The following is a 21,649-nucleotide window of genomic DNA, read 5'->3' on the forward strand; positions in this document are numbered from 1 at the left end:
TCGGCGTGCGATCGGCTCGTCGCCCCCGACGGGCCGATCACCCTTTTGCGGGATGGTTCAGATTCCGCCGTACCAGTCATAGCCATTGTCTTCCCAATAGCCGCCGCGACCACCGCCGACATTCGCGAAGCCGTCGACCAGTTCTATTTTGTAGAGATATTTCGGCATCTTGTAGCCGAGCTGGCGCTCGACGCGGACACGCAGCGGCGCGCCATTCTCGACCGGCAGCGGCTTGCCGTTGAGTCCATAGGCAAGAATCGTCTGCGGGTGGCGGGCATCGATCAGGTCGACCGAACCGTAATATTTGATGTCGCCGGACAGGCTGCGGTCGATCGTGTCGAGGCAATGGAACATGACGTAACGCGCCTGCGGCTTGACCACCGCCTGGTCTAGAACCAGCGACAGCGGCGTGCCGGTCCATTTGGCGATGCAGCTCCAGCCTTCGACGCAGTCGTGGCGGGTGATCTGCGTGCGGCTCGGCATGTTCATCAGTTGCTCGCGGGTCAGCGACAGCGGCTTTTCGACAAGGCCGGAAACTTCGAGCCGCCAATCGGCGAAATTGTTGGCGAGCAGTCCCTTGTAGACATCGTCGTCGGGTGCGGTGACGCCGTTCGGCCGCTGCGGCTGGCGGATGTCAGCCTCGGTGAATTCCGGCGCCAGCGCATTGCTGCCGGCGAGCCAGCGTTGTGCGCGATATGTCAAGCCATTGGCACTTTCGAGGAAGCCGCGCAGGCCGTCGCCGACGCCAAGCTGGCTGTCGAAGGCATCGCAGCCCGACAGCATGATGCCGGAAACGCCAAGGCTGGCCGAGGTCAGGAATTTTCTGCGGCTGATCTGGAACTTTTGCATGTCAGGCGCTCCTCTCGGGCGTTCTGTCGTTATGCGCCGGCGGGTCGGTCCGGTACCAGCCGGTAATGATCGAGCGCAGCTCGTTGATCGGCCCCGCGGCGAGGATCATCAGCATGTGAATGACAAAGAAGCCGACCAGCAGCACCATGACAACGAAATGGATGGTGCGTGCCGTCTGCCGGCCGCCGAGCAGATCGTTGAGGAACGGCAGCACCGAATTCATGCTCGGCGACATGGCAAGGCCGGTGATGATCATCAGTGGCAGCAGCACGAACAGCACGCCGCCGTAGGCCATCTTTTGCAGCGTGTTGTATTCGCGTGTGTGGTGGAATTTGAGTTTGGCGTGGTCGATGATGTCTCGCGGCAGCCGCCTGAGATCATCGATGCGCGGGGCAAGGTCGCGGCGCAGATGGCCGTTGATCAGGCTGGCGACCAGCCAGACGACGAGTGTCGTGGTCAGTATCCAGGCGAAGAAGAAATGGACGACACGGGCGGTGCCGAGATCATAGTAGGACGGGATCGTGGCCCAGGACGGGAAGGCGCGGGAGGTCTCCTGACCCGCCGGTCCCGACCAGCCGAGCACGCCGGTGGTGTCGAACCGCTTGCCGAAGATTTCGGTGTAGCCGCGGGCCCCGCTTGCAGTGTTTTCAGCGCCGATGGCGAAGATCGTGTTGTTGTATCCGAAACCCGACTCTTTGCCGATATAGAGCTGGGGGCGGGCATTGAAGATCTGCAGGCCGGAAAGCAGCATGAAGAACAGCGAGATGGCCCAGAGCCAGTGCGTCAGCCTTGTCCAGCGCGACTGCCGATAGATCAGCGTCTCATCCTTCGGGACGGCGGTATCCGCCCCGGCAGTGGACTGGCTCCTGGCAACAGATTCCATTTTTCCCGTCTTCCCGGCCGTACAATCTCGTCGCGGCCTTTCAAATTATGGTTCTCCTCCCAATACGTCGCCAGCCAAAGCGATGTTTCATCCGATCACGGAATTATTACGGGCTGCCGAGGCTGACGGCGAGATTGACCGCGGCGGCGACGATCACCGTGTTGAAGAAGAACGACAGGATCGAATGGACCAGCACGACACGGCGCATATGCGTCGTCGAGATGTTGGTGTCGGCGGTCTGCGCCGTCATGCCGATAACCGCTGAGAAGTATAGGAAATCCCAGCCCTCCGGTCGTTTGTCGCCCGGAAAAAGCAGTCCGCCTACCGGGGCCTTCTTCTTGGTCTTGGCGTCGATCTCATCGCCGTCCATCCAGTAGACATGGGCATAATGCAGCGCCGCCATGGCATGGATGGCGAACCAGCCGAGCGGGATCGACAGCAGTGCGAAGACGAGCTCCAACAGCGCGCTGTCCTTCTGGTTGATAAGCTGAAACAGCGAGCCGATGGCGATGACGACGACGAACAGCGTTACGGCAAAGATCACCAGAACCGGCAGGTCGGTGGCGCGCGCATTCTTGCTGAGATAGGTGCCGGTAAGCCGTGGCATCAGGGCAAGTACGAGGCCGACGTAAGCAGCAAAAAAGGCGTTGGCGCCAATCGAGTAGGGGAGTGGCGCTTTGAGCAGCAGTGCAACGACGAGTGCAGCGACACCGATAGCAGCGGACACAGCGAACTGCTTGTGCCGGTGCGTCGGCGCCGTGACGGAGGTGTCGTCAACCATGGCCCAGCCCCTGAAAAGGCGTTCGGATCAATCCGGTGTGGCCGATTTGAGTGCCCGTCGCAAGATGCGATCGAGTTCGCCGAGAAACCGCGAGCGGTCCTGCGGCGCGAAGCTGGCATTGTAGCCCTTGCTTTCGCCGGTTTCACGCAAATGCTGCTTGAGGTCGCGCATTGCCACCGCCATGCCGATGGTCTCCGGCGTGAACGGGCGACCGGTCGGCCCGAGCACGTGGGCGCCCAACGCCACAGAACGGGCAGCAAGGGGGATGTCCGCCGTCACCACGATGTCGTTGGCGTGCGCGTTGTCGACGATCCAGTCGTCGGCGGCGTCGGCGCCTTTGGACACCACGACGTTGCGGATCATCGGATCGCGCGATGGCCGCAAGCCGCCATTGGAGACATAGGTAACGACGACGCCATGGCGCTCGGCGACCTTTTCGACCTCGGCCTTGACCGGGCAAGCATCGGCATCGACGTAGATGGCAGGTGCGGGCATCGTCTCTCCAAAACGAGCACGGGGCCGGAGACTTGTCCGGCCCCGTGGCTGAAATCGAACAATGTCAGGCCGGCAAAGCTCCGGACTTCTTCGCGGTCCATGTCGCGATGTAGTCCATCAGGCCGGGGTTGAGGCAGTCGTAGGGCTCGATGCCGATTGACTTCAGCTGCGCACGAATGCCGTCCATCCGCTTCGGGTCGACACCGGATTCGATGATCGATGAGACGAAGGCGGTGAAGCCGGGAGGCGACCAGCCGTCCTCGACGAAGCGCTCGGGATGGATGAAGGACAGGCCCTTGAAGGGATGGTCGCGCTCGACCGGTCCGTGCATGTGGACCCCGCAGCCGGTGCAGGCGTGGCGCTGGATCAGCGCGCTCGGGTCGACCACTTTCAACTTGTCGCCGTTCTCGGTGACGGTCACATCGCCGGTGCCTGCCACGGCAACGACCGAGAACACTGCACCTTCCGGCTTCCAGCATTTGGTGCAGCCGCAAGCGTGGTTGTGGGCGATCTGGCCCTTGACCTTCACCTTCACCGGCTTGCTGGTGCAGGCGCAGACCAGCGTGCCGCCGGCAAAGCTTGCGCTTTCCTTGGGCAATCCATTGTCGATCTTTGGATGCAATTTCTCAGGCATTTCATTCCTCCCTTGTTGAACCTGTGCAACTTCAGTCGCTGGCCCTTCGGTCGGCGGCTTTCTTCTCCTCAGTAAACGACGACGCTGCGGATCGACTTGCCTTCATGCATGAGGTCAAAGCCCTTGTTGATGTCCTCGAGCTTCAGCGTGTGGGTGATCATCGGGTCGATCTGGATCTTGCCGTCCATGTACCAGTCGACGATCTTGGGCACATCGGTGCGACCGCGCGCGCCGCCGAAGGCGGTGCCCATCCAGCTGCGGCCGGTGACCAGCTGGAACGGCCTGGTCGAGATCTCCTGTCCGGCGCCGGCGACACCGATGACCACCGACTTGCCCCAGCCGCGATGCGAGGCTTCCAGCGCCTGGCGCATCACCTTGGTGCTGCCGGTGCAGTCGAAAGTGTAGTCGGCGCCGCCGATCTGGTCGGCGCCGCGCTTGGTCATGTTGACGAGGTGAGGGACGATGTCGCCGTCGATCTCCTTCGGATTGACGAAATGCGTCATGCCAAATTTCTCGCCCCAGGCTTTTTTGTCGTTGTTCAGGTCGACGCCGATGATCATGTCGGCGCCGGCAAGGCGCAGGCCCTGGATGACGTTGAGGCCGATGCCGCCGAGGCCGAAGACGACCGCCGTCGCGCCTTGCTCGACCTTGGCGGTGTTGATCACCGCGCCGATGCCGGTCGTCACACCGCAACCGATGTAGCAGATCTTGTCGAAGGGGGCGTCGGGATTGACCTTGGCCAGCGCGATCTCGGGCAGCACAGTGAAGTTGGAGAAGGTCGAGCAGCCCATGTAATGGAAGATCTTGTCCTTGCCGATCGAGAAGCGCGACGAGCCGTCCGGCATCAGCCCTTGCCCCTGCGTGGCACGGATGGCGGTGCACAGATTGGTCTTGCGCGACAGGCAGGACGGGCACTGCCGGCATTCCGGCGTATAGAGCGGGATGACATGGTCGCCCTTCTTGACCGAAGTGACGCCCTTGCCGACATCGACGACAACGCCGGCGCCCTCATGGCCGAGGATGGCCGGAAACAGGCCTTCGGGATCGGCGCCCGACAGCGTGAACTCGTCGGTGTGGCAGATGCCGGTCGCCTTGATCTCGACCAGCACTTCGCCATCGCGCGGACCGTCGAGGTCGACCTCCATGATCTCCAGCGGCTTTCCAGCGGCGACAGCGACAGCGGCGCGGGTTTTCATCAGACAAATCCTCCCAAGCGATTTTGCACCCAAGCTCTCAGTATTTTCATGCTGATTCAACCCGTTTTGACGACCAATGATGGCGCAAAATCATTCGTCCGCGTTTCTGTCAGCCATGCCAGCCGGTTTCCCGCAAGATCGTTTCCGCGAGCTCGGTAGGTCCTTTGCCGTCCGTCAGAATGCATAGCAGGCCTTCACGGTTCTCATCCGCCATGCGACGCGCCTGGCGTAGCGTGCGCTGCAACTGTTCCCCGGCGCCGGATCCGATTTCGCGCCGCGACAGTCGCTCAGCCAGTGTCTCTTCCGAGGCCTGCAGGCGCACGACGGTGATTTCGGCGTTGGGTATCGCGGCCAGGATCCAGCTGATATCGAAGCCCAGATGCATCATGACGCCGGACATGATCAATCGCGTATGCCCCAGGGCGTGATAGGTCGACCAGATGGCCGCCAGATTGATGGTGCTGACATCGGTTGTGCCGGGCCGCAGTCTCTCCAGTTCCTCGGCTCCTGGTCGGGGGTAGACGCGGTCGATTTCGTCCGTCTCGACGATTGCATGGGCGATTTGCGCGTCGGCGAGCTTCGCACCGATCTCCCAGCAAACGGTGGATTTTCCGACCCCGGCCGGACCTGTGATCAAAAGGGTATGCACGGCATTTTGCATTCATCGGCTTTCCTGTGGTGGCGGCGCAGCTTTCGTCGAGTGGCGTCTGCTTGGCAAGCCGGAAGCTGCTGATCGCCTGTATAGCGGCACAGTGCTTGAGCCCACGTGCCGAAGCCCATAAGAAGGAGGAAAGACCCGAGGGAAACGCCTTGATGTTCACCAAGATCCTGATCGCCAACCGCGGCGAGATCGCTTGCCGCGTGATCAAGACGGCGCGCAAGATGGGCATCGCCACCGTCGCGGTCTATTCGGATGCCGATCGCGACGCAGTGCATGTCGAAATGGCCGACGAGGCGGTGCATATCGGGCCTTCGCCTGCCGCGCAAAGCTATCTCTTGCCGGAAAAGATCATCGCTGCCTGCAAGCAAACCGGCGCGCAGGCCGTGCATCCCGGCTACGGTTTCCTCTCCGAGCGCGCATCATTCTGCGAGGCGCTGGAGGCGGAGGGTATCGTCTTCATCGGCCCCAAGCCCAAGGCTATCAAGGCGATGGGCGACAAGATCGAATCGAAGAAATTCGCCAACGCCGCTGAGGTTTCGACCGTGCCCGGCTGGCTCGGCGTCATCGAGAATGCCGACCATGCGGAAAAGATCGCCGGTGAGATCGGCTATCCCGTAATGATCAAGGCCTCGGCCGGCGGCGGCGGCAAGGGCATGCGCATCGCCTGGAGCCAGTCGGAGGTGCGCGACGGTTTCGATCGGGCACGCTCGGAAGCCAAAAGCTCGTTCGGCGACGACCGTGTCTTCATCGAGAAATTCGTCGTCGATCCGCGCCATATCGAGATCCAGGTGCTGGCCGACGCGCATGGCAACACGCTTTATCTCGGCGAGCGCGAATGCTCGATCCAGCGCCGCAACCAGAAGGTCGCCGAGGAGGCACCGTCGCCGTTCCTCGACGCCAAGACCCGCAAAGCCATGGGTGAGCAATCGGTGGCGCTGGCCAAGGCCGTCGACTACCAGAGCGCCGGCACGGTCGAGTTCATTGTCGACAGCGAAAAGAACTTCTATTTCCTTGAAATGAATACGCGATTGCAGGTCGAGCATCCGGTGACGGAACTCGTCACCGGCATCGATCTCGTCGAGCAGATGATCCGTATCGCCGCCGGCGAAAAGCTCTCAATCAAGCAAAGCGACGTCAAGCTGAACGGCTGGGCGGTGGAAAGCCGCCTCTATGCCGAAGACCCGTATCGCGATTTCCTGCCGTCGATCGGCCGACTGACACGATATCGGCCGCCGGAGGAAGGACGGTTCGGCGATGTCGTCATCCGCAACGACACCGGCGTCACCGAAGGTTCCGAGATTTCTATGTTTTATGACCCGATGGTCGCCAAGCTGTGCACCTGGGCGCCGACGCGGCTGGCCGCCATCGACGCCATGTCGGAGGCGCTGGACAGTTTTGTCGTCGACGGCATCGAGCACAACATCCCGTTTCTGGCAGCGCTCATGCAGCATCCGCGCTGGCGGGAAGGGCTGATATCGACCGGCTTCATCGCTGAGGAGTATCCCGACGGCTTCACGCCGATCGTGCCCAACAGCGAGGAAAAAGCAGTGCTGGCATCGGTCGCCACCGCGGTCGAACTGCTGCGCCGCGACCGGCTCGACCGGTTGGGCGGGCGGCTGGCGCCGCATTCCGGGGCGCTGAAGCGGGATTCGGTGGTGAAGATCGGCCAGGATTACCTTTCGGCCGCCATTCTCGAGGGGATGATCTCCATTCCGATGGAACTCGATCTGTCGATCGACGGCGGCAAGGCGCTGACCGTCGCCTCCGACTGGCGGCCGGGCGAGCTCATCTGGCGCGGCACGGTCGGCCACGCCAAGATCGCGGCGCAGATCAGGCCGCTGCCGAACGGGCTTCGCATCGCCTGGAAGGGCATGTCGGTGACCGCACGCGCCATGCTGCCGCGCATTGCCGAGCTCGAAAGGCTGATGCCGGCAAAAGTGCCGCCGGACACCTCGAAGATGCTGCTTTGCCCGATGCCCGGCCTTGTCGTGTCGATCGCCGTTGCCGAGGGCCAGGAGGTCAAGGCCGGTGAGACTTTGGCCGTGGTTGAGGCGATGAAGATGGAAAACGTGCTGCGCGCCGAGCGCGACCTCACCGTGTCGAAGCTCAACGCCAAGCCGGGCGACAGCCTGGCCGTCGATGCCGTGATCATGGAGTTCGCCTGATCCTTCCGCGATGCACGTGGGCGGTCAGGCTGGCGCCGCCACCATGCTCTGATCGGTGACGACATAGACGCAGGCGCGGCAGGCATCCGCGCCGCGCTGGCTGTACCAGCGGCAGGAGCCGCGGATGACACAGCGCGGTAGGTTTTCGGCCGGCTCGACCGCCTGGTCGACCATGCCGGTCAGCACCTTTTCGATGACACCGCAGGAATTGCCGGTCCACTGTTTGCATTTGCCTTCGACGCAACGGCCGGCAAACCGGAAGCGCGCTTCGGGTACGCCCTTCTTGCTTGCCAGATCGACGAAATCCGCATCGATTTCGAGGCGTGTCGGGATCGGCTGGACAGTGCCGTCCGGCCCGACCACTCCAATCAATAGCGCTCCTGGTACGGCGCGGGCGCTCGGACAGGACTTTTCGCCGTCAGTGGCGATTTTCGGGCTCGCCACGCCCCTTTTTGCATATGCCGGGCCGACAGACATGATGTCAGAGCCTGATCCATCCCAATAGGATCGGGATGGGGCGCTATCTCTATGTTTGACCATGATTTCTTTCCGTGCCGAAGTTCAGCGCAGCAAATGCCGGTTAGCGCAGCATTCCGTTGATCTCTTTGTCGAGCGCGGGAAGCTTGAGCTGATCGATGTGTGCCACCAGGCCGAGCCATTCCCTGGGGAAATGCAGCACGAGTTCCGGCTGCGTGTGCGTTTCGGCGATCGACGCCAGCACCGCGCGCTGAATGGTTTTCGCCAGTTTCTCATCCATGCCCTTGGCGAGCTTGAGACCGGATAGATCGACGACAAAACGACTGGCCATGAACATCTCCTCTCAAAAAAGATGATTTCGTTCACGGTCGGCAGCGTGCCGATACCGGTGCCCATCGACCATGAAGCGCTTCACACTGGCCGGATCGATCTCGGGCGCTGACGGCTCCTTGGCTCAAACGGTCGGTTTTTCGGGGATCAGTGCATCTCGAGAGCGGGAGTGCTGGCGGGCGGCGAAACGGGAGCCTAGATTATGACGACAACCAGATTCGCCGAACAGATTGAAAGCCAAGTCGAGTGGCAGACGAAAAAACGACACGCGATCCGCTGATGCGCGAGGCCATTGCGCGAGCGGCAAGGCCGGAAGTGCCGGCGCGGCCTTTCATCCATCTGCGCGTGCATTCAGCCTATTCGTTGCTCGAAGGCGCGCTGCAGCTTGGCAAGGTCGTCGGCCATGCGGTGCAGGACGAGTGCCCGGCGATCGCCGTCACCGACACCAACAATCTGTTCGGCGCGCTCGAATTTGCCCAGAAGGCGGTGAAAGACGGCATCCAGCCGATCATCGGCTGCCAGATCGATCTCGTCTTTTCCGGCGAAACGAGCGACGCCCAGCGCGACCGTCGCCGTCATGGACCTGAGATGAGCGCCGTGGTGCTGCTTGCCGCGACCGAGGCCGGCTACAGCAATCTGGTCAAGCAGGTCAGCCGCGTCTATCTCGAAACGCCGCCCGGCGAGCCCGTGCATCTGACCACCGAGATGCTGCAGGGCCACTCTGATGGGCTGATCTGCCTCTCAGGCGGGCCGCGTGGCCCGATCGGCCGGGCGCTGAAGGAAGACCGCCGCGATCTGGCCGAGGCGCGGCTCTTGGCTCTCAAGGCGCTGTTCGGCGACCGGCTCTATGTCGAACTGGACCGGGTTTCTGGCTATGACCGGGCCATCGAGAAATCGTCGGTCGATCTGGCCTATATCCATGACTTGCCACTGGTCGCGACCAACGAGGCGTTTTTCTTCTCGCGCGACGACTATGAGGCGCATGATGCGCTGATCGCCATCGCCGAAGGTTCGGTCGTTGCCGCCGACAACCGCCGCCGGCTGTCGCCCGACAATTTCCTGCGCAGCCAGGCCGATATGGCGAAGCTGTTTGCCGACCTGCCGGAGGCGATCGACAACACCGTCGAGATCGCGTTGCGCTGTTCCTACTATCCGAAGACCCGAAACCCGATCCTGCCGCGCTTTGCCGGCGGCGATGTCGCCGACGCCGATGCGGCGGTGAAGGCGGAGGCGCAGGAGCTTGCCAGACAGGCGCATGAGGGGCTGGAAGCGCGGCTGGCGGCACACGGCCCGACTGCCGGCTACAGTGTCGAACAATATCACGAGCGGTTGGATTTCGAACTCGGCGTCATCGAGAAGATGAAGTATCCCGGCTATTTCCTGATCGTCGCCGACTTCATCAAATGGGCGAAGGCGCAAGGCATTCCAGTCGGGCCGGGCCGCGGTTCGGGCGCCGGTTCGCTGGTTGCCTACGCCACGACCATCACCGACATCGATCCGCTGCGCTTCTCGCTGCTGTTCGAGCGCTTCCTCAATCCCGACCGCGTGTCGATGCCCGACTTCGACATCGACTTCTGCCAGGACCGGCGCGAGGAGGTCATCCGCTACGTCCAGCAAAAATACGGTCGCGACCAGGTCGGCCAGATCATCACCTTCGGTACGCTGCAGGCCCGCGCGGTGCTGCGCGACGTCGGCCGCGTGCTGCAGATGCCTTATGGCCAGGTCGACAAGCTCTCCAAGATGGTGCCGCAGAACCCGGCCAATCCGGTCAAGCTCGCCGACGCGATTGCCAACGAGCCGCGCTTTGCCGAGGAAGCCGAACGCGAGCCGATCGTGCAGACGCTGCTCGACATGGCGCAGAAGCTGGAAGGGCTCTACCGCCACGCCTCGACGCACGCCGCCGGCATCGTCATCGGCGATAGACCTTTGTCGGAATTGGTGCCGATGTACCGCGATCCGCGCTCGGACATGCCGGTCACCCAGTTCAACATGAAATATGTCGAGCAGGCCGGGCTGGTGAAGTTCGACTTCCTCGGCCTGAAGACGCTGACGGTGCTGGAAACGGCGGTCAAGCTGATCCGCCGCCGTGGCATCGAGATCGATCTCGCCCGCATCCCACTCGACGATCCCGACACCTACGCCATGCTGTCGCGCGGCGAAGTGGTCGGCGTGTTCCAGGTGGAAAGTGCCGGCATGCGCAAGGCGCTGATCGGCATGCGGCCGGACTGCATCGAGGACATCATCGCGCTGGTCGCGCTTTATCGGCCGGGCCCGATGGAGAACATCCCGACCTACAACGCCAGAAAGCATGGCGAAGAGGAGATGGCCTCGATCCATCCGAAGATCGACCATTTGGTGAAGGAGACGCAAGGCGTCATCGTCTACCAGGAACAGGTCATGCAGATCGCGCAGGAACTGTCCGGCTATTCGCTGGGCGAAGCCGACCTGTTGCGCCGCGCCATGGGCAAGAAGATCCGCGCCGAAATGGATAAGCAGCGCGAGCGCTTCGTCTCGGGCGCGGTCGAGCGCGGCGTCGGCAAGCCGCAAGCCGACTTCATTTTCGATCTGCTGGCAAAGTTCGCCGACTACGGTTTCAACAAATCGCATGCCGCCGCCTATGCGGTCGTCTCCTACCAGACGGCCTATCTGAAGGCACACTACCCGGTCGAATTCCTGGCGGCATCGATGACGCTCGACATGGGCAACACCGACAAGCTTGCCGATTTCCGCCAGGATGCGCTGCGTCTCGGCATCGAGGTGCTGGCACCGTCGGTAATGACGTCGTTCCGAAATTTCGAGGTCGGTGAGAACCGCATCTTCTATTCGCTGGCGGCGCTCAAGGGCGTCGGCGACGCGGCGGTCGAGCATATCGTCGCCATGCGTGGCGAAAAACCGTTCAAGAACCTCGCCGATTTCTGCGAAAGGGTCGATCCGAAGATCGTCGGCAAGCGCGTCTTCGAAAGCCTGATCACCGCCGGTGCGCTGGATTGCTTCGGCCACGATCGTGCCGCGATGATGGCGGGCGTCGAGCGGATGATGGGACTGGCGTCGCTGGCGCAGCAGAATGCCGTTTCCGGTCAGGCCGACATCTTTGGCGCCTCCCTGGGGGCACAGTCGCAGGCGCTCAACCTGCCGGCGACGGAACCGTGGCTTGCCGCCGATCGCCTGCACAGGGAATTCCAGGTGGTCGGCTTCTATCTCTCCGCCCATCCGCTCGACGAGTACAAGGCGGCACTGCAGAAGATGCGGGTGCAGAACTGGGGCGAATTCTCGGCCGCCGTCAAACGCGGCGCTGCCGCCGGGCGGCTGGCTGGAACCGTCACCACCAAGCAGGAGCGCAAGACGCGCACCGGCAACAAGATGGGCGTCGTGGCCTTTTCCGACACGTCGGGCCAGTACGAGGCAGTGCTCTTTTCCGAGGGGTTGGCGCAGTATCGCGACCTGCTCGAGCCCGGCCGTTCGGTGGTGATCACCGTGTCGGCCGAGGACCGGCCCGAAGGCGTCAATCTGCGCATCCAGACCGTGCAATCGCTGGAGGACGAGGCAAGCCGCATCCAGAAAGCCCTGCGCATCTTCGTGCGCGATGCCGCGCCGATCGGCACGCTGGCCGGCCAGCTTGCCGTCAAGGGCGAAGGCCAGGTAAGCTTCGTGCTGATCAAGGAGGGTGGCGAGGGCGAGGTCGAGATCGAACTGCCCAGCCGCTATCGCATCTCGCCGCAGATCGCATCGGCCATGCGCGCGGTGCCGGGCGTGGTCGAAGTGGAGCTTGTATAGACCGTCGGCGGGCTGGGGCGTGCCATAAGTTCGCCGATCTCAACATGCTGGTCGCGCCGGACGGCCAGGAGCGGACGGCTGAAGAGTTCAAGTCGCTGCTGGCGTGGGGCAGATTCGACGTCATCGACGTTATCGAGGCGGGGCCACGCATCAGTGTGATCGAGGCCAGGCCGGTGTGATTGGCGAGCGTGTATTGCCAGGCGCCGACACGGCCTGAGGCAACCCCTTCACCGGCTATAGGATCGATTTGTGGGCATCGTCTCATCAAACCGATAGCCAGAAACCGTACCGGGAGGTGGCACCGTCCATCGTTGGTCAGCGCATCGCGGATTGAGCGCAGCCAAGTCGCGCGCGCTGGTGCATTGCACCTGCCGGGCGCCATGTTTTGCCGTGTCGTTTCGCCGGTGGTATGGCAGAGAGCACTGGACGGCTTGTCCGCCCGGCGCTATCGCCATCTGATGACGGTTGAGAACAAGGGCACTCCACCACAAAAGCAAGCTCTGGCACGGCTTCGCGACGTACTGCGCAAGCTATACCACGGGCGCACGCCGGCGGCTTTCCGGTTTCAGCTGGCAGCAATCCTGATCGACCTTGCCATCATCGCTTTCTTCATCGCCACGCCTGTCCTTCAGGACTCGCCCTCGTTTCTGTGGCTCGATTATTCTGTGGCAGCACTGGTCGCCGCCGACATGATTGCCCGGCTGCTTGCCTCCAACGACATGCTGCGCTTGATGAAGCAGCCGACATCATGGATCGATGCCTTCATCCTGCTGACGTTGCTGATGCCTGCGGCGCTCGCCAATCTCGGTTTTCTGCGCATCCTGCGGCTGTGGTCGTTGTCGCGTGGTGGGTCCTTGTGGCGGCATTTTGAGATGCGCGGCCTCAAGCCATGGCGCGAGGCGAGCCAGGCGGTGATCAATCTGCTGACATTCCTCTTCATCATCACCGGCTTCGTCTACACCTTCTTCTTTCGCACTGGGTCCGGCCTCGAAGGCTACATCGACGCGCTCTATTTCACCGTTGCCACGGTGACCACGACCGGCTTTGGCGACATCGTGTTGCCGGGCATGGCGGGCAAGCTGACGGCGATCGCCACCATGATCATCGGCATATCGCTGTTCGTGAGGCTGGCACAGGCGCTCTTCCGCCCGGCCAAGGTGTTCTTTCCCTGCCCGCAATGTGGGCTGCAGCGGCACGAGCCGGACGCGGTCCACTGCAAGGCCTGCGGGCATGTTCTCAATATACCCGACGAAGGCAATTGACGGCTAAGATACTGCGATCTCCGCCGGTTTCGTCGCTTTGCGTTGCAGATTGAGCAAATTGCCCATCAGGATCAGCAGCGCGCCGCCGGCCGTGTAGGCGTCGATCTGCTCGCTATAGAGCAGCCAGCCGATCAGCGCCGACAGCGGCACGCGCAGAAAATCCATCGGCGAGATGACGGTCGCGTCGGCGTAGCCAAGTGCGCGGGCCATGCAGAAATGCGACGACATGCCGGTGAAGGCGATCAGCAGGATCCACGGCCACAATTCGAGCGGCGGGTTTTTCCACTCGTAGAGCGCCGGGATGAGGCCGACCACCGACTGGATGATCAGCATCCAGAAGATGATGCGCACGACGCTGTCTGTCCGCGTCAGCGACTTGACCATGACCACCGAGATGCCGAAGCAGACCGCGGCGCCGAGCACGATAAGATGTCCCGGATCGACCGCGCCGACACCGGGACGCACGATGATCACCACACCGACCAACCCCAGCACGATCGCCGCCAGCTTGGGCCGGCTCAACCTTTCGCCAAGGAAGCCGACCGCCAGAAGGGCCGTCCAGATCGGCGTCGTGAACTCGATCGAAATCAGCACGGCCAGCGGGATAAGCGTCAGCGCGTAGAGCCAGGCCGCCTGGCCGGTATAATGGATGAGGTTGCGGGCGAGATGGGCGACTGGGCGCTGTGTGCGCATCGCGGCAAAGCCGCCGCTCATCATCACCAGTGGCAGAAGGATGAAAAAGCCGATTACCGAGCGCAGCTCCAGCACCTGGAAGACATTGAGCTCGGCTGTCGTGGCGCGACCGGCGACCGACATCGCCAGAAACGACGCGATCGACAGCGCCATCCAGAATGCGGCCTTGGGGATCGAAGGGGAGGGTGCCATGCGCGCTATGTCGCAAGCCGGGACTTTTATCGCAACCGCTAGTCGCCGCATTCGACTGGGCCAACACGCCGCTTTCGAAACGTCAAGAGCGGAACCTGACGCAGCGGCAGGCGTTGACCCCTCAGCATTGGCGTTCTGCCAACGGAGGAAAACCCATGAAATCGTTCGCCCGTTTTGCACTTGCTGGCTGCCTGTTAGCGGGGTTGGGCGTCGCTCACGCCGACGAGGCCGATTTCCTTCGTTCGTTCGACGGAAATTTTGCCGGAAAGGGCGAAGTCAAGGTGACCACCGATTCGCCAACGGTGAATGTGTCCTGCACGTTCAAGTCTGACGCAACGGCGACCTCACTGTCGCTCAACGGGGTCTGCCGCGGTTTGATCGTCGTCTCTCGCAACATCAGCGCCGACCTCAAGGTCAAAGGCGCAAAATACGCCGGGACCTATATCGGATCGCGCAGCGGTACTGCCGGACTCAGCGGCAGCCGTTCAGGAAACGCCATCAATCTCGGGATTCGCTGGGCCACAGAGGTCAATGGCGACCTCAAGGCGCAGATGACGCTTGAAAAGCGGGGCGAGAATGGCATGCGGCTGACCACGACCGACGTCGACCCGAAAACCGGCAAAAGCGTTGTCGTCAGCCGTATCGATCTGCAACGAACCTGATCGGGAAGCCTCAATCCTCGATTGGCTCTGGCGGATGGGCGTTGCGGCCCTTGCCGAAAGTATAGCCGGTCTCCACCGCCTTGCGGCCGAACTTGTCGCGCAGCGTGTCGATCGCGCCTTCGGCCATGGCGCGTTTGTGCGATTGGATGTCGACGAGATCGGGCGGGTCGGCTTTGTCGTCGTCCGAGAGGTCGCTGACGCCGATGCCGAGCAGCCGGTACTTCGTACCGTCGGCCTCCTTGCGCAGCAGCTCGATCCCGGTCTGGAAAATGCGGTCGGCCAGCCGGGTCGGGTCGCCAAGCTGGCGATTGCGGGTGCGCAGCTTGAAGTCCTGCGTCTTCAGCTTCAGCACCACGGTCCGGCCGGCAATGCCTGATTTTTTCAGCCGCCCCGAGACCTTTTCCGACAATGCCCTGAGCACAGGGACCAGTTCGTCCATGGTGGCGATGTCGGTGTCGAAGGTGGTTTCCGCCGATACGCTCTTGGCGTCCTGATCGGGATGGACGCGGCGGTCGTCCTCGCCGCGCGACAAATGGTAGAGCCGGTCGCCCATCACGCCATAGCGGCGCATCAGGTCACCGCGCTCCATGCGCTGCAACTGGGCGATGGTGCGGATACCGTCGCGTTCCAGGTTTGCGGCGAAGGCCTTTCCCACGCCCCAGATCAGCGTCACCGGTTGCTCTGCCAGAAAGCCGACCGCCTCGGCCTCGCCGATCACCGAAAAGCCGCGCGGCTTGCGGAAATCGGACGCCACCTTGGCCAGGAATTTGCAATAGGAAAGGCCAGCCGAAACGGTGATGCCGATCTCCTTTTCGACAGTCAGCGCAAATCGCGCCAGCACCACAGCCGGCGGCATGCCGTGCAGCCTCTCGGTGCCGGCAAGGTCGAGAAATGCTTCGTCGATGGAGAGCGGCTCGACCAGCGGCGTCAGGGCCTCCATCAGGGCGCGCACCTCGCGGCCGACGCGGACATATTTTTCCATGTCCGGCGGGATGACGACCGCTTCCGGGCAAGCTTCGAGCGCCTTGAACATCGGCATTGCCGAGCGCACGCCATGAATGCGGGCGATGTAGCAAGCGGTGGAGACGACGCCGCGCTTGCCGCCGCCGATGATCAGCGGCCGGTCCTTCAGCGCAGGGTTGTCGCGCTTTTCGACAGCCGCATAAAAGGCGTCGCAGTCGATATGGGCCAGATGTAGCCGGTAAAGTTCGGGATGGCGGGCAAGGCGAGGGCTGCCGCAGCGCTCGCAGCGGCGTGCCTCGCCACGCTGAAAAGTCAGGCAGTCGCGGCAAAAACCGTGATCGGGATTGTTGACAGGGGCCGCCATCGCTGCGAACATAAAGAGAACAGACCCAATGGTACGTCAGGACGGAAGCCGCTACAAGGCGGCGGGCCGGGAGAGCGCGTATGAGCACGACCATAGCCCCGCTGGCGCCCGAGTTGTGGACGGATTTCGAAGATCTTTTCGGCAAGCAGGGCGCCTGCTACGGCTGCTGGTGCACGCATTTCCGGCTGGCGCCGGCGGTGCGCCGCGAGAGCAGCCGCGAACGCAACAAGGATCATATCAAGGCGCGGATCGAGGCCGGGCCGCCGCCCGGATTGCTGGCTTTCGAGGATGGCACTGCGGTCGGCTGGATGCAGATCGGCCCGCGCGCCGACGTGCCCGAGTGGAACAACCAGGGCAGGGGGTCGGCGCCTGTCGATCCGGCTGATGCTTCGGATCCCGGCGTGTGGGCGATCTCGTGCTTCTTCATCCGCGTCAAAGCCAGGGGGCGAGGCATCAGCCATCGCCTGGTCGAGGGCGGCATCGCCTTTGCGCGCCAGAACGGTGCACGGCAGGTCGAGGCCTGCCCGATCGACCTGTCACGCGATTCGCGCTCAATCGGCCTTTTCGTCGGCTCGTCTCGGGTCTTCGAGAAGGCCGGCTTCGAACGGCTGGTCGAGCGCAAGACCGGCCGGCCGCTGATGCGGCTGGTGCTTTGACCAGAGTTGGCCGATGTGGCGGCTTCGTTGATGTCACCTTGCGGTTGTAGCGGTAATTTCATACCAGACGGACGAAGCGTTCCTTTTAGGTCAAACGGAGAATTTACGTGAACCGTGCCCTGCCATTCGTTTTCCTTCTTGCACTGAACGCGCCTGCTTTCGGCCAGACCGTCGATGGCCAGGGTGCGGTGCAACTGTCCGAGAACCTGTCCCACTATGTCGGCAAGCAGGCGATCGACAAAGGCGTGCTGAAGGTTTCGGTCGAAGGCGGCGCCTACAAGATCGTGTTCGATTTCAAGGCGCTTGCCGGAGCTTTGCCGGACCAGAAGCTGCTGAAATTCGACTTTGCGCCCTATGCCTTGCTGGTCAAACCGCGCAGCGACGGCTCCTGGGATGTTTCGATGGATTTTTCGCAAAGCGCGTCCTTCGAATTCAATGGACCTGAAGGGCTGCAAAGCACGCAGTTTTCAATCAAGGACGGCAAGGGTTCCGGCGTCTACGACCCCAATCTGGCGGCATTCACCAGCGCCACCAGTTCGATGGCCGGCATGACGATGACATCGAAGGATGCCAAGCAGCATGTGGATGTCAGCGCAGGCGCTGGTACTGCGACCATTGCCGCGACCAAGTCCGCGACGGGCGGCGTCGACTTCACAACGTCGCAGAAGATTTCGAGCTTTGTCGAAGCGATCGATTTCGACGATCCTGAGAGCGGGCTGAAGTTCCCGGTCACCGTCAGGTCGCCCGAACTGTCGGTCGAGGCGAGCGGCAAGGGGGTGCGGACAAAGCCGTTGCTCGATCTCCTGGCATTTGCCGTGGCCAATGAAGACGAAACCACGCTGAAGGCCAACCAGGCGCAGCTCAAATCGCTTCTGCTTGCGGCGCTGCCGTTGTGGGAGCGGATCGACGGAACCTACGGTTTCAAGGATTTTAAGGTGGAAAGCCCGGTCGGCAATTTTGGCGCGGCGCAGCTCAGCACCGCATTCGGTACCGACGGCGTCGCCCAGAACGGCAAGATCACCTATGGCATCAAGGCGTCAGGGTTGACCGTGCCACAGGAGCTTCTGCCAAGCTGGAGTGTAGCGCTGCTGCCCACCGATATCGACCTGAACTTCGGCGGCGCCAACATCGATCTTGACAGCATGGCGAAGAAGGCGATCGAAGCCTTTGATCTCAATCAGGATCCGCCGTTGCCGGCTGATTTCGGTGACAAGCTCACCGCCGACTTCATGGCCAAGACGCCGAAGGTCGTTATCGGCCACAGCAGCGTGAAGAACAACGACATGGAGATCGCGTTGGAAGGTGAGATGACGTTCCCTGGCGAGAAGCCCGACGCAAATCTCACCGTCGATGTCGCTGGCTTCGACAAGATTGTCGAGAGCCTGCAGACCGCGGCCAAGTCGGAACCGGAGGTGGCGCAGTACGTCCCCGTCGCTCTCATGGTGAAAGGTTTTGGCAAGACACTGCCCGATGGCCGGATGGAATGGGTTGTCAACGCCAAGGCCGACGGTTCGGTCACGGTCAACGGCGTCATGCTCAAGCCTGCCGATCCCGCCGTGGATGACAGCGTCGATGAGGATGACAGCTCGGGCGAGGACGATAGCGGCGGGGAGGGAGCGATCCTGAAACCCTGAGTGTTCAGGATCTACAGCCCGAGCGCCGCTGCAATCTTCGGCGCCGCCTCGCGCCAGTCCTCGACGGAGACGATATCGTCGGGCGCGGGCGGCAGAAAGGCGCGTAGCGAGTTGTCGGCCATCAGATGGAAGAGATGCGCATCCGCGACCGAACTGCGCGCCGAGATGAGATTGGAGGGCTGGTCGTCGACAAAGGCCACCGGCCGGCCCTTGCCGCCACGCAATTTCGCCACTGCCGGCCCCTTCGCCATCTCGGTGGTCAAAAGCGGGTAGGGCAGCCCCAGCGCATCGAGATGGGCGCGGCGCACCGCGCGATGGCGGTGCGGCATGGCCGTCAGCAGGACGATCTCCGCCCGCCCTCCAAGACTGGCAAGCGCGTCCGCGGCCCCGTCGGTGACGCTCTGCCACTCGGCCTGGGCATCGAAGAATTCACCCAGAAGCGCCGTCACCTCCGGCTGTTCGATCAGGCGGCCGTTCGCTGTTTCGGCAATGTTGCCGGTGAGGCGAAAGGAAGCCATCGTCAAGCCAAAGCCCCTTGATTGCAGGAAATGCGGGAACGGCCGGATGAATTCGAGCACGACGTCATCGACGTCGAGCACCAGCAGCGGCCGGTCGTCGGAGGCAAGTTCCTCGATCTGCCGCGCCGTTTCGGGATCGTCGCTCATATCGAATGCTCGTGATCGTCGCCGCCAAGCGGCAGCGCCCGCAGGGCCTTGCCGACCGAAGCCGGCGGCGTGCCGGTTTCCTCGGCGAAGCGCAACAAGGTCGGCTCGTGGGCGAGAATGAACTGCAGCACGCCGGCCAGGAATCCCGGCTCACTGGCCGCCCGCCTGATTGAATGCGCTTCAATGCCGGTGATCGCCAGGAAACGCGGCAGAAGTTCCGGATCGGTGGCGACGAAGCCCAATGCCTTCACGGCAATGGTTTCCGCTTCCTCGCGCATTGACGCTGCGTTTGCCATCACTACCTTCTGGTTGCGGAATGAGTCTCTTTTCCGCAGTAATCGCAAGCGTCGCCTGCGGCAAGCCACCGTCCCAGCCCAATGCGGTTTTCGAGGTAGAATCCGAATAGCTTTTGCAGCTTCAGGTTTCCGTTTCGTCAATCAAATTGCCTTAGAGTGAACAAGGGTTTGGTGTGCTCCGACAAAGGGCGCATGAGCGGCAGGCTTCGGACAGGGCAGGCCGGGACGGGAAATCGATGCCTAAGAAGGTCATGATCGTCGAGGACAATGAGCTCAACATGAAGCTCTTTCGGGACCTCATTGAAGCAAGCGGCTACGAGACGGTACGCACGCGCAACGGTCTGGAGGCGCTGGATCTGGCGCGCCAGCACCGGCCGGATCTGATTTTGATGGATATCCAGCTGCCCGAAGTGTCAGGTCTGGAAGTGACCAAATGGCTGAAGGAAGACGATGACCTCCACTCCATCCCGGTCATCGCCGTCACCGCGTTCGCCATGAAGGGCGACGAGGAGCGGATTCGCCAGGGCGGCTGCGAGGCGTATATTTCCAAGCCGATCTCTGTGCCGCGTTTCATCGAAACCATCAAATCCTATCTGGGCGATGCCTGATGCGTATGTCCAGCCGAGCCGGAGCCTTGTGACATGACTGCGCGGATCCTCGTCGTCGACGACATCCCTGCCAACGTGAAGCTGCTCGAAGTTCGGCTGCTTGCCGAATATTTCGAGGTGCTGACCGCCTCCAACGGGGCGGACGCGATCGAGACCTGCGAAAACGGCAAGGTCGATGTCGTGCTGCTCGACGTGATGATGCCCGACATGGACGGATTCGAGGTCTGCAAGCGGCTGAAAAGCGATCCGGCGACGTCGCATATCCCGGTTGTGATGATCACCGCGCTCGACCAGGTTTCCGACCGGGTGCGCGGTCTCGAGGCCGGCGCCGACGATTTCCTGACCAAGCCGGTCAATGATCTGCAGCTCATGACACGCGTGAAGAGCCTGGTCAGGCTGAAGTCGCTGACCGACGAATTGCGCCTGCGTGCCTCGACCACACGCAACATCGGCATCGAGGAGCTTTTGAGCCGGACCTTCACGGCCGAGGACGCGACGCCGAAGGTTCTTCTGATCGATGAGCGCCAACCCTCGTTCGAGCGCATCCAGAAAATGCTGCGCGACAGCGCCGACCTCGACATTGCCACCGATCCGCATGCCGGCTTCTTCCAGGCTGCCGAGGCGCCCTATGAATGCGTGATGATCTCGACAGCCTTCGCCGATTTCGATCCGCTGCGGCTGTGCTCGCAGTTGCGTTCGCTCGACCGCACCCGCTTCCTGCCGATCATCCTTCTGGCGGAGGAAGGCGAGGAGGGGCGTATCATCCGCGGCCTCGAACTTGGCATCAACGATTATCTGATGCGGCCGATCGACCAGCAGGAGCTGCTGGCGCGGCTGCGCACGCAGGTGCGCCGCAAACGCTACAACGATCAGCTCCGCGCCAGCGTCACCCAAACCATCGAAATGGCAGTGACCGACGGGCTGACCGGGTTGCACAACCGCCGTTACCTCGACAGTCACCTGCAGACGCTGTTCGATCGCGCGGTGGCGCGGCGGCGGCCATTGTCGGTGATGATCACCGATCTCGATCGCTTCAAGACCATCAACGACGCGCACGGCCATGATGGCGGCGACGACGTGCTGCGCGAATTCGCGCGGCGGCTGCGCAAGAATGTGCGCGGCATCGACCTTGCCTGCCGCTTCGGGGGCGAGGAGTTCGTCGTGGTGATGCCGGACACGGATGGCGCTGTGGCTGAAAAGGTCGCCGAGCGCATTCGCGCCGAAATCGCCCAGATGCCTTTCGCCATCGGCCATGAGGGCAAGACGACCGAAGTAACCGTCAGTGTCGGCGTGTCGTCGGTGCTCAAGGGAGCGGATACGGTCGCGGCGCTGATGAAGCGCGCCGACCTGGCGCTCTACGAAGCCAAGAGCGCCGGCCGCAACCGCGTCGTCGCCAAGGCGGCTTAGAG

At 62.5% G+C, this 21,649-nt stretch carries 22 protein-coding genes; 9 read left to right on the forward strand and 13 right to left on the reverse strand.

What is annotated here, in order from left to right:
• Window positions 1–57: 57 nt before the first annotated feature.
• The 7 genes from LHFGNBLO_RS21915 to LHFGNBLO_RS21945 form a co-directional block, all read right to left on the reverse strand.
• The gene (locus LHFGNBLO_RS21915) at window positions 58–849 is read right to left on the reverse strand and encodes a molybdopterin-binding protein (protein ID WP_258601435.1); all 792 of its coding nucleotides are present in this window, start codon (window positions 847–849) and stop codon (window positions 58–60) included.
• Window position 850: 1 nt separating this feature from the next.
• Window positions 851–1,732 (reverse strand): cytochrome b/b6 domain-containing protein, encoded by an 882-nt coding sequence (locus LHFGNBLO_RS21920; protein ID WP_258601436.1) that lies wholly within the window; start codon window positions 1,730–1,732, stop codon window positions 851–853.
• A gap of 106 nt (window positions 1,733–1,838) precedes the next feature.
• Window positions 1,839–2,513, reverse strand: coding sequence for a DUF1345 domain-containing protein (locus LHFGNBLO_RS21925; RefSeq protein ID WP_258601437.1), 675 nt, complete (start codon window positions 2,511–2,513; stop codon window positions 1,839–1,841).
• 27 nt (window positions 2,514–2,540) lie between these two features.
• A complete protein-coding gene (locus tag LHFGNBLO_RS21930; RefSeq protein ID WP_258601438.1) occupies window positions 2,541–3,008 on the reverse strand; it encodes a YaiI/YqxD family protein in 468 nt (155 codons plus the stop codon).
• 64 nt (window positions 3,009–3,072) lie between these two features.
• Window positions 3,073–3,642: an S-(hydroxymethyl)glutathione synthase gene (gene gfa / locus LHFGNBLO_RS21935; RefSeq protein WP_258601439.1), complete on the reverse strand. Its 570-nt coding sequence runs from the start codon at window positions 3,640–3,642 to the stop codon at window positions 3,073–3,075.
• Between the two features lie 68 nt (window positions 3,643–3,710).
• On the reverse strand, window positions 3,711–4,838 hold the full coding sequence (locus LHFGNBLO_RS21940) for an S-(hydroxymethyl)glutathione dehydrogenase/class III alcohol dehydrogenase (RefSeq protein WP_258601440.1): 1,128 nt from the start codon (window positions 4,836–4,838) through the stop codon (window positions 3,711–3,713).
• 109 nt (window positions 4,839–4,947) lie between these two features.
• Complete coding sequence (locus LHFGNBLO_RS21945) at window positions 4,948–5,499, reverse strand: AAA family ATPase (RefSeq protein WP_258601441.1); 552 nt, start codon at window positions 5,497–5,499, stop codon at window positions 4,948–4,950.
• A 152-nt stretch (window positions 5,500–5,651) separates the two neighbouring features.
• Here LHFGNBLO_RS21945 and LHFGNBLO_RS21950 point away from each other — a divergent pair, with 152 nt between their 5' ends.
• Window positions 5,652–7,664, forward strand: coding sequence for an acetyl/propionyl/methylcrotonyl-CoA carboxylase subunit alpha (locus LHFGNBLO_RS21950; protein ID WP_258601442.1), 2,013 nt, complete (start codon window positions 5,652–5,654; stop codon window positions 7,662–7,664).
• Window positions 7,665–7,688: 24 nt separating this feature from the next.
• Here the strand turns inward: LHFGNBLO_RS21950 and LHFGNBLO_RS21955 are convergent, their stop codons facing one another.
• Both LHFGNBLO_RS21955 and LHFGNBLO_RS21960 read right to left on the reverse strand, forming a co-directional pair.
• Window positions 7,689–8,108 (reverse strand): hypothetical protein, encoded by a 420-nt coding sequence (locus LHFGNBLO_RS21955; RefSeq protein ID WP_258601443.1) that lies wholly within the window; start codon window positions 8,106–8,108, stop codon window positions 7,689–7,691.
• Between the two features lie 136 nt (window positions 8,109–8,244).
• Window positions 8,245–8,472 (reverse strand): hypothetical protein, encoded by a 228-nt coding sequence (locus LHFGNBLO_RS21960; RefSeq protein ID WP_258601444.1) that lies wholly within the window; start codon window positions 8,470–8,472, stop codon window positions 8,245–8,247.
• A gap of 278 nt (window positions 8,473–8,750) precedes the next feature.
• Between LHFGNBLO_RS21960 and dnaE the strand changes: the two genes are divergently transcribed.
• The 3 genes from dnaE (at window position 8,751) to LHFGNBLO_RS21975 (ending at window position 13,507) form a co-directional block, all read left to right on the forward strand.
• The gene (gene dnaE / locus LHFGNBLO_RS21965; RefSeq protein WP_258609847.1) at window positions 8,751–12,245 is read left to right on the forward strand and encodes a DNA polymerase III subunit alpha; all 3,495 of its coding nucleotides are present in this window, start codon (window positions 8,751–8,753) and stop codon (window positions 12,243–12,245) included.
• A 44-nt stretch (window positions 12,246–12,289) separates the two neighbouring features.
• Complete coding sequence (locus LHFGNBLO_RS21970; RefSeq protein ID WP_258601445.1) at window positions 12,290–12,424, forward strand: hypothetical protein; 135 nt, start codon at window positions 12,290–12,292, stop codon at window positions 12,422–12,424.
• Between the two features lie 279 nt (window positions 12,425–12,703).
• Window positions 12,704–13,507 (forward strand): potassium channel family protein, encoded by an 804-nt coding sequence (locus LHFGNBLO_RS21975; protein WP_258601446.1) that lies wholly within the window; start codon window positions 12,704–12,706, stop codon window positions 13,505–13,507.
• Window positions 13,508–13,510: 3 nt separating this feature from the next.
• On the opposite strand, the gene LHFGNBLO_RS21980 is transcribed toward LHFGNBLO_RS21975, so the two are convergent.
• A complete protein-coding gene (locus LHFGNBLO_RS21980) occupies window positions 13,511–14,392 on the reverse strand; it encodes a DMT family transporter (protein ID WP_258601447.1) in 882 nt (293 codons plus the stop codon).
• Window positions 14,393–14,547: 155 nt separating this feature from the next.
• Between LHFGNBLO_RS21980 and LHFGNBLO_RS21985 the strand changes: the two genes are divergently transcribed.
• The gene (locus LHFGNBLO_RS21985; RefSeq protein WP_258609848.1) at window positions 14,548–15,054 is read left to right on the forward strand and encodes a hypothetical protein; all 507 of its coding nucleotides are present in this window, start codon (window positions 14,548–14,550) and stop codon (window positions 15,052–15,054) included.
• A 10-nt stretch (window positions 15,055–15,064) separates the two neighbouring features.
• On the opposite strand, the gene LHFGNBLO_RS21990 is transcribed toward LHFGNBLO_RS21985, so the two are convergent.
• Complete coding sequence (locus LHFGNBLO_RS21990) at window positions 15,065–16,393, reverse strand: DNA polymerase IV (protein WP_258601448.1); 1,329 nt, start codon at window positions 16,391–16,393, stop codon at window positions 15,065–15,067.
• Window positions 16,394–16,461: 68 nt separating this feature from the next.
• On the opposite strand from LHFGNBLO_RS21990, the gene LHFGNBLO_RS21995 reads away from it, so the two are divergent.
• Window positions 16,462–17,037 carry a GNAT family N-acetyltransferase gene (locus LHFGNBLO_RS21995; RefSeq protein ID WP_258601449.1) on the forward strand — a complete coding sequence of 192 codons (576 nt, stop codon included), beginning with the start codon at window positions 16,462–16,464 and terminating at the stop codon, window positions 17,035–17,037.
• A gap of 107 nt (window positions 17,038–17,144) precedes the next feature.
• Window positions 17,145–18,671 (forward strand): hypothetical protein, encoded by a 1,527-nt coding sequence (locus tag LHFGNBLO_RS22000; protein WP_258601450.1) that lies wholly within the window; start codon window positions 17,145–17,147, stop codon window positions 18,669–18,671.
• Between the two features lie 11 nt (window positions 18,672–18,682).
• On the opposite strand, the gene LHFGNBLO_RS22005 is transcribed toward LHFGNBLO_RS22000, so the two are convergent.
• Window positions 18,683–19,336, reverse strand: coding sequence for a hypothetical protein (locus LHFGNBLO_RS22005; protein ID WP_258601451.1), 654 nt, complete (start codon window positions 19,334–19,336; stop codon window positions 18,683–18,685).
• Complete coding sequence (locus LHFGNBLO_RS22010) at window positions 19,333–19,632, reverse strand: DUF3572 domain-containing protein (protein WP_258601452.1); 300 nt, start codon at window positions 19,630–19,632, stop codon at window positions 19,333–19,335. Before LHFGNBLO_RS22010 ends, LHFGNBLO_RS22005 begins: the two co-directional genes overlap by 4 nt.
• Before the next feature lie 236 nt (window positions 19,633–19,868).
• Here LHFGNBLO_RS22010 and LHFGNBLO_RS22015 point away from each other — a divergent pair, with 236 nt between their 5' ends.
• Window positions 19,869–20,240, forward strand: a complete 372-nt coding sequence (locus LHFGNBLO_RS22015) for a response regulator (RefSeq protein ID WP_023667574.1) — start codon at window positions 19,869–19,871, stop codon at window positions 20,238–20,240.
• Window positions 20,241–20,273: 33 nt separating this feature from the next.
• Window positions 20,274–21,647: a PleD family two-component system response regulator gene (locus tag LHFGNBLO_RS22020; RefSeq protein ID WP_258601453.1), complete on the forward strand. Its 1,374-nt coding sequence runs from the start codon at window positions 20,274–20,276 to the stop codon at window positions 21,645–21,647.
• Window positions 21,648–21,649: the final 2 nt, after the last annotated feature.

This window comes from Mesorhizobium sp. AR10 (genome assembly GCF_024746795.1).
In the GTDB taxonomy this organism is placed as follows: domain Bacteria; phylum Pseudomonadota; class Alphaproteobacteria; order Rhizobiales; family Rhizobiaceae; genus Mesorhizobium.

Bases quoted from the DNA above. Each gene is read 5' to 3' on its own strand.
- LHFGNBLO_RS21915 (WP_258601435.1), bottom strand. From the start codon at position 849: ATGCAAAAGTTCCAGATCAGCCGCAGAAAATTCCTGACCTCGGCCAGC.
- LHFGNBLO_RS21920 (WP_258601436.1), bottom strand. From the start codon at position 1,732: ATGGAATCTGTTGCCAGGAGCCAGTCCACTGCCGGGGCGGATACCGCC.
- LHFGNBLO_RS21925 (WP_258601437.1), bottom strand. From the start codon at position 2,513: ATGGTTGACGACACCTCCGTCACGGCGCCGACGCACCGGCACAAGCAG.
- LHFGNBLO_RS21930 (WP_258601438.1), bottom strand. From the start codon at position 3,008: ATGCCCGCACCTGCCATCTACGTCGATGCCGATGCTTGCCCGGTCAAG.
- gfa (WP_258601439.1), bottom strand. From the start codon at position 3,642: ATGCCTGAGAAATTGCATCCAAAGATCGACAATGGATTGCCCAAGGAA.
- LHFGNBLO_RS21940 (WP_258601440.1), bottom strand. From the start codon at position 4,838: ATGAAAACCCGCGCCGCTGTCGCTGTCGCCGCTGGAAAGCCGCTGGAG.
- LHFGNBLO_RS21945 (WP_258601441.1), bottom strand. From the start codon at position 5,499: ATGCAAAATGCCGTGCATACCCTTTTGATCACAGGTCCGGCCGGGGTC.
- LHFGNBLO_RS21950 (WP_258601442.1), top strand. From the start codon at position 5,652: ATGTTCACCAAGATCCTGATCGCCAACCGCGGCGAGATCGCTTGCCGC.
- LHFGNBLO_RS21960 (WP_258601444.1), bottom strand. From the start codon at position 8,472: ATGGCCAGTCGTTTTGTCGTCGATCTATCCGGTCTCAAGCTCGCCAAG.
- dnaE (WP_258609847.1), top strand. From the start codon at position 8,751: ATGCGCGAGGCCATTGCGCGAGCGGCAAGGCCGGAAGTGCCGGCGCGG.
- LHFGNBLO_RS21970 (WP_258601445.1), top strand. From the start codon at position 12,290: ATGCTGGTCGCGCCGGACGGCCAGGAGCGGACGGCTGAAGAGTTCAAG.
- LHFGNBLO_RS21975 (WP_258601446.1), top strand. From the start codon at position 12,704: ATGACGGTTGAGAACAAGGGCACTCCACCACAAAAGCAAGCTCTGGCA.
- LHFGNBLO_RS21980 (WP_258601447.1), bottom strand. From the start codon at position 14,392: ATGGCACCCTCCCCTTCGATCCCCAAGGCCGCATTCTGGATGGCGCTG.
- LHFGNBLO_RS21985 (WP_258609848.1), top strand. From the start codon at position 14,548: ATGAAATCGTTCGCCCGTTTTGCACTTGCTGGCTGCCTGTTAGCGGGG.
- LHFGNBLO_RS21990 (WP_258601448.1), bottom strand. From the start codon at position 16,393: ATGTTCGCAGCGATGGCGGCCCCTGTCAACAATCCCGATCACGGTTTT.
- LHFGNBLO_RS21995 (WP_258601449.1), top strand. From the start codon at position 16,462: ATGAGCACGACCATAGCCCCGCTGGCGCCCGAGTTGTGGACGGATTTC.
- LHFGNBLO_RS22005 (WP_258601451.1), bottom strand. From the start codon at position 19,336: ATGAGCGACGATCCCGAAACGGCGCGGCAGATCGAGGAACTTGCCTCC.
- LHFGNBLO_RS22010 (WP_258601452.1), bottom strand. From the start codon at position 19,632: ATGGCAAACGCAGCGTCAATGCGCGAGGAAGCGGAAACCATTGCCGTG.
- LHFGNBLO_RS22015 (WP_023667574.1), top strand. From the start codon at position 19,869: ATGCCTAAGAAGGTCATGATCGTCGAGGACAATGAGCTCAACATGAAG.
- LHFGNBLO_RS22020 (WP_258601453.1), top strand. From the start codon at position 20,274: ATGACTGCGCGGATCCTCGTCGTCGACGACATCCCTGCCAACGTGAAG.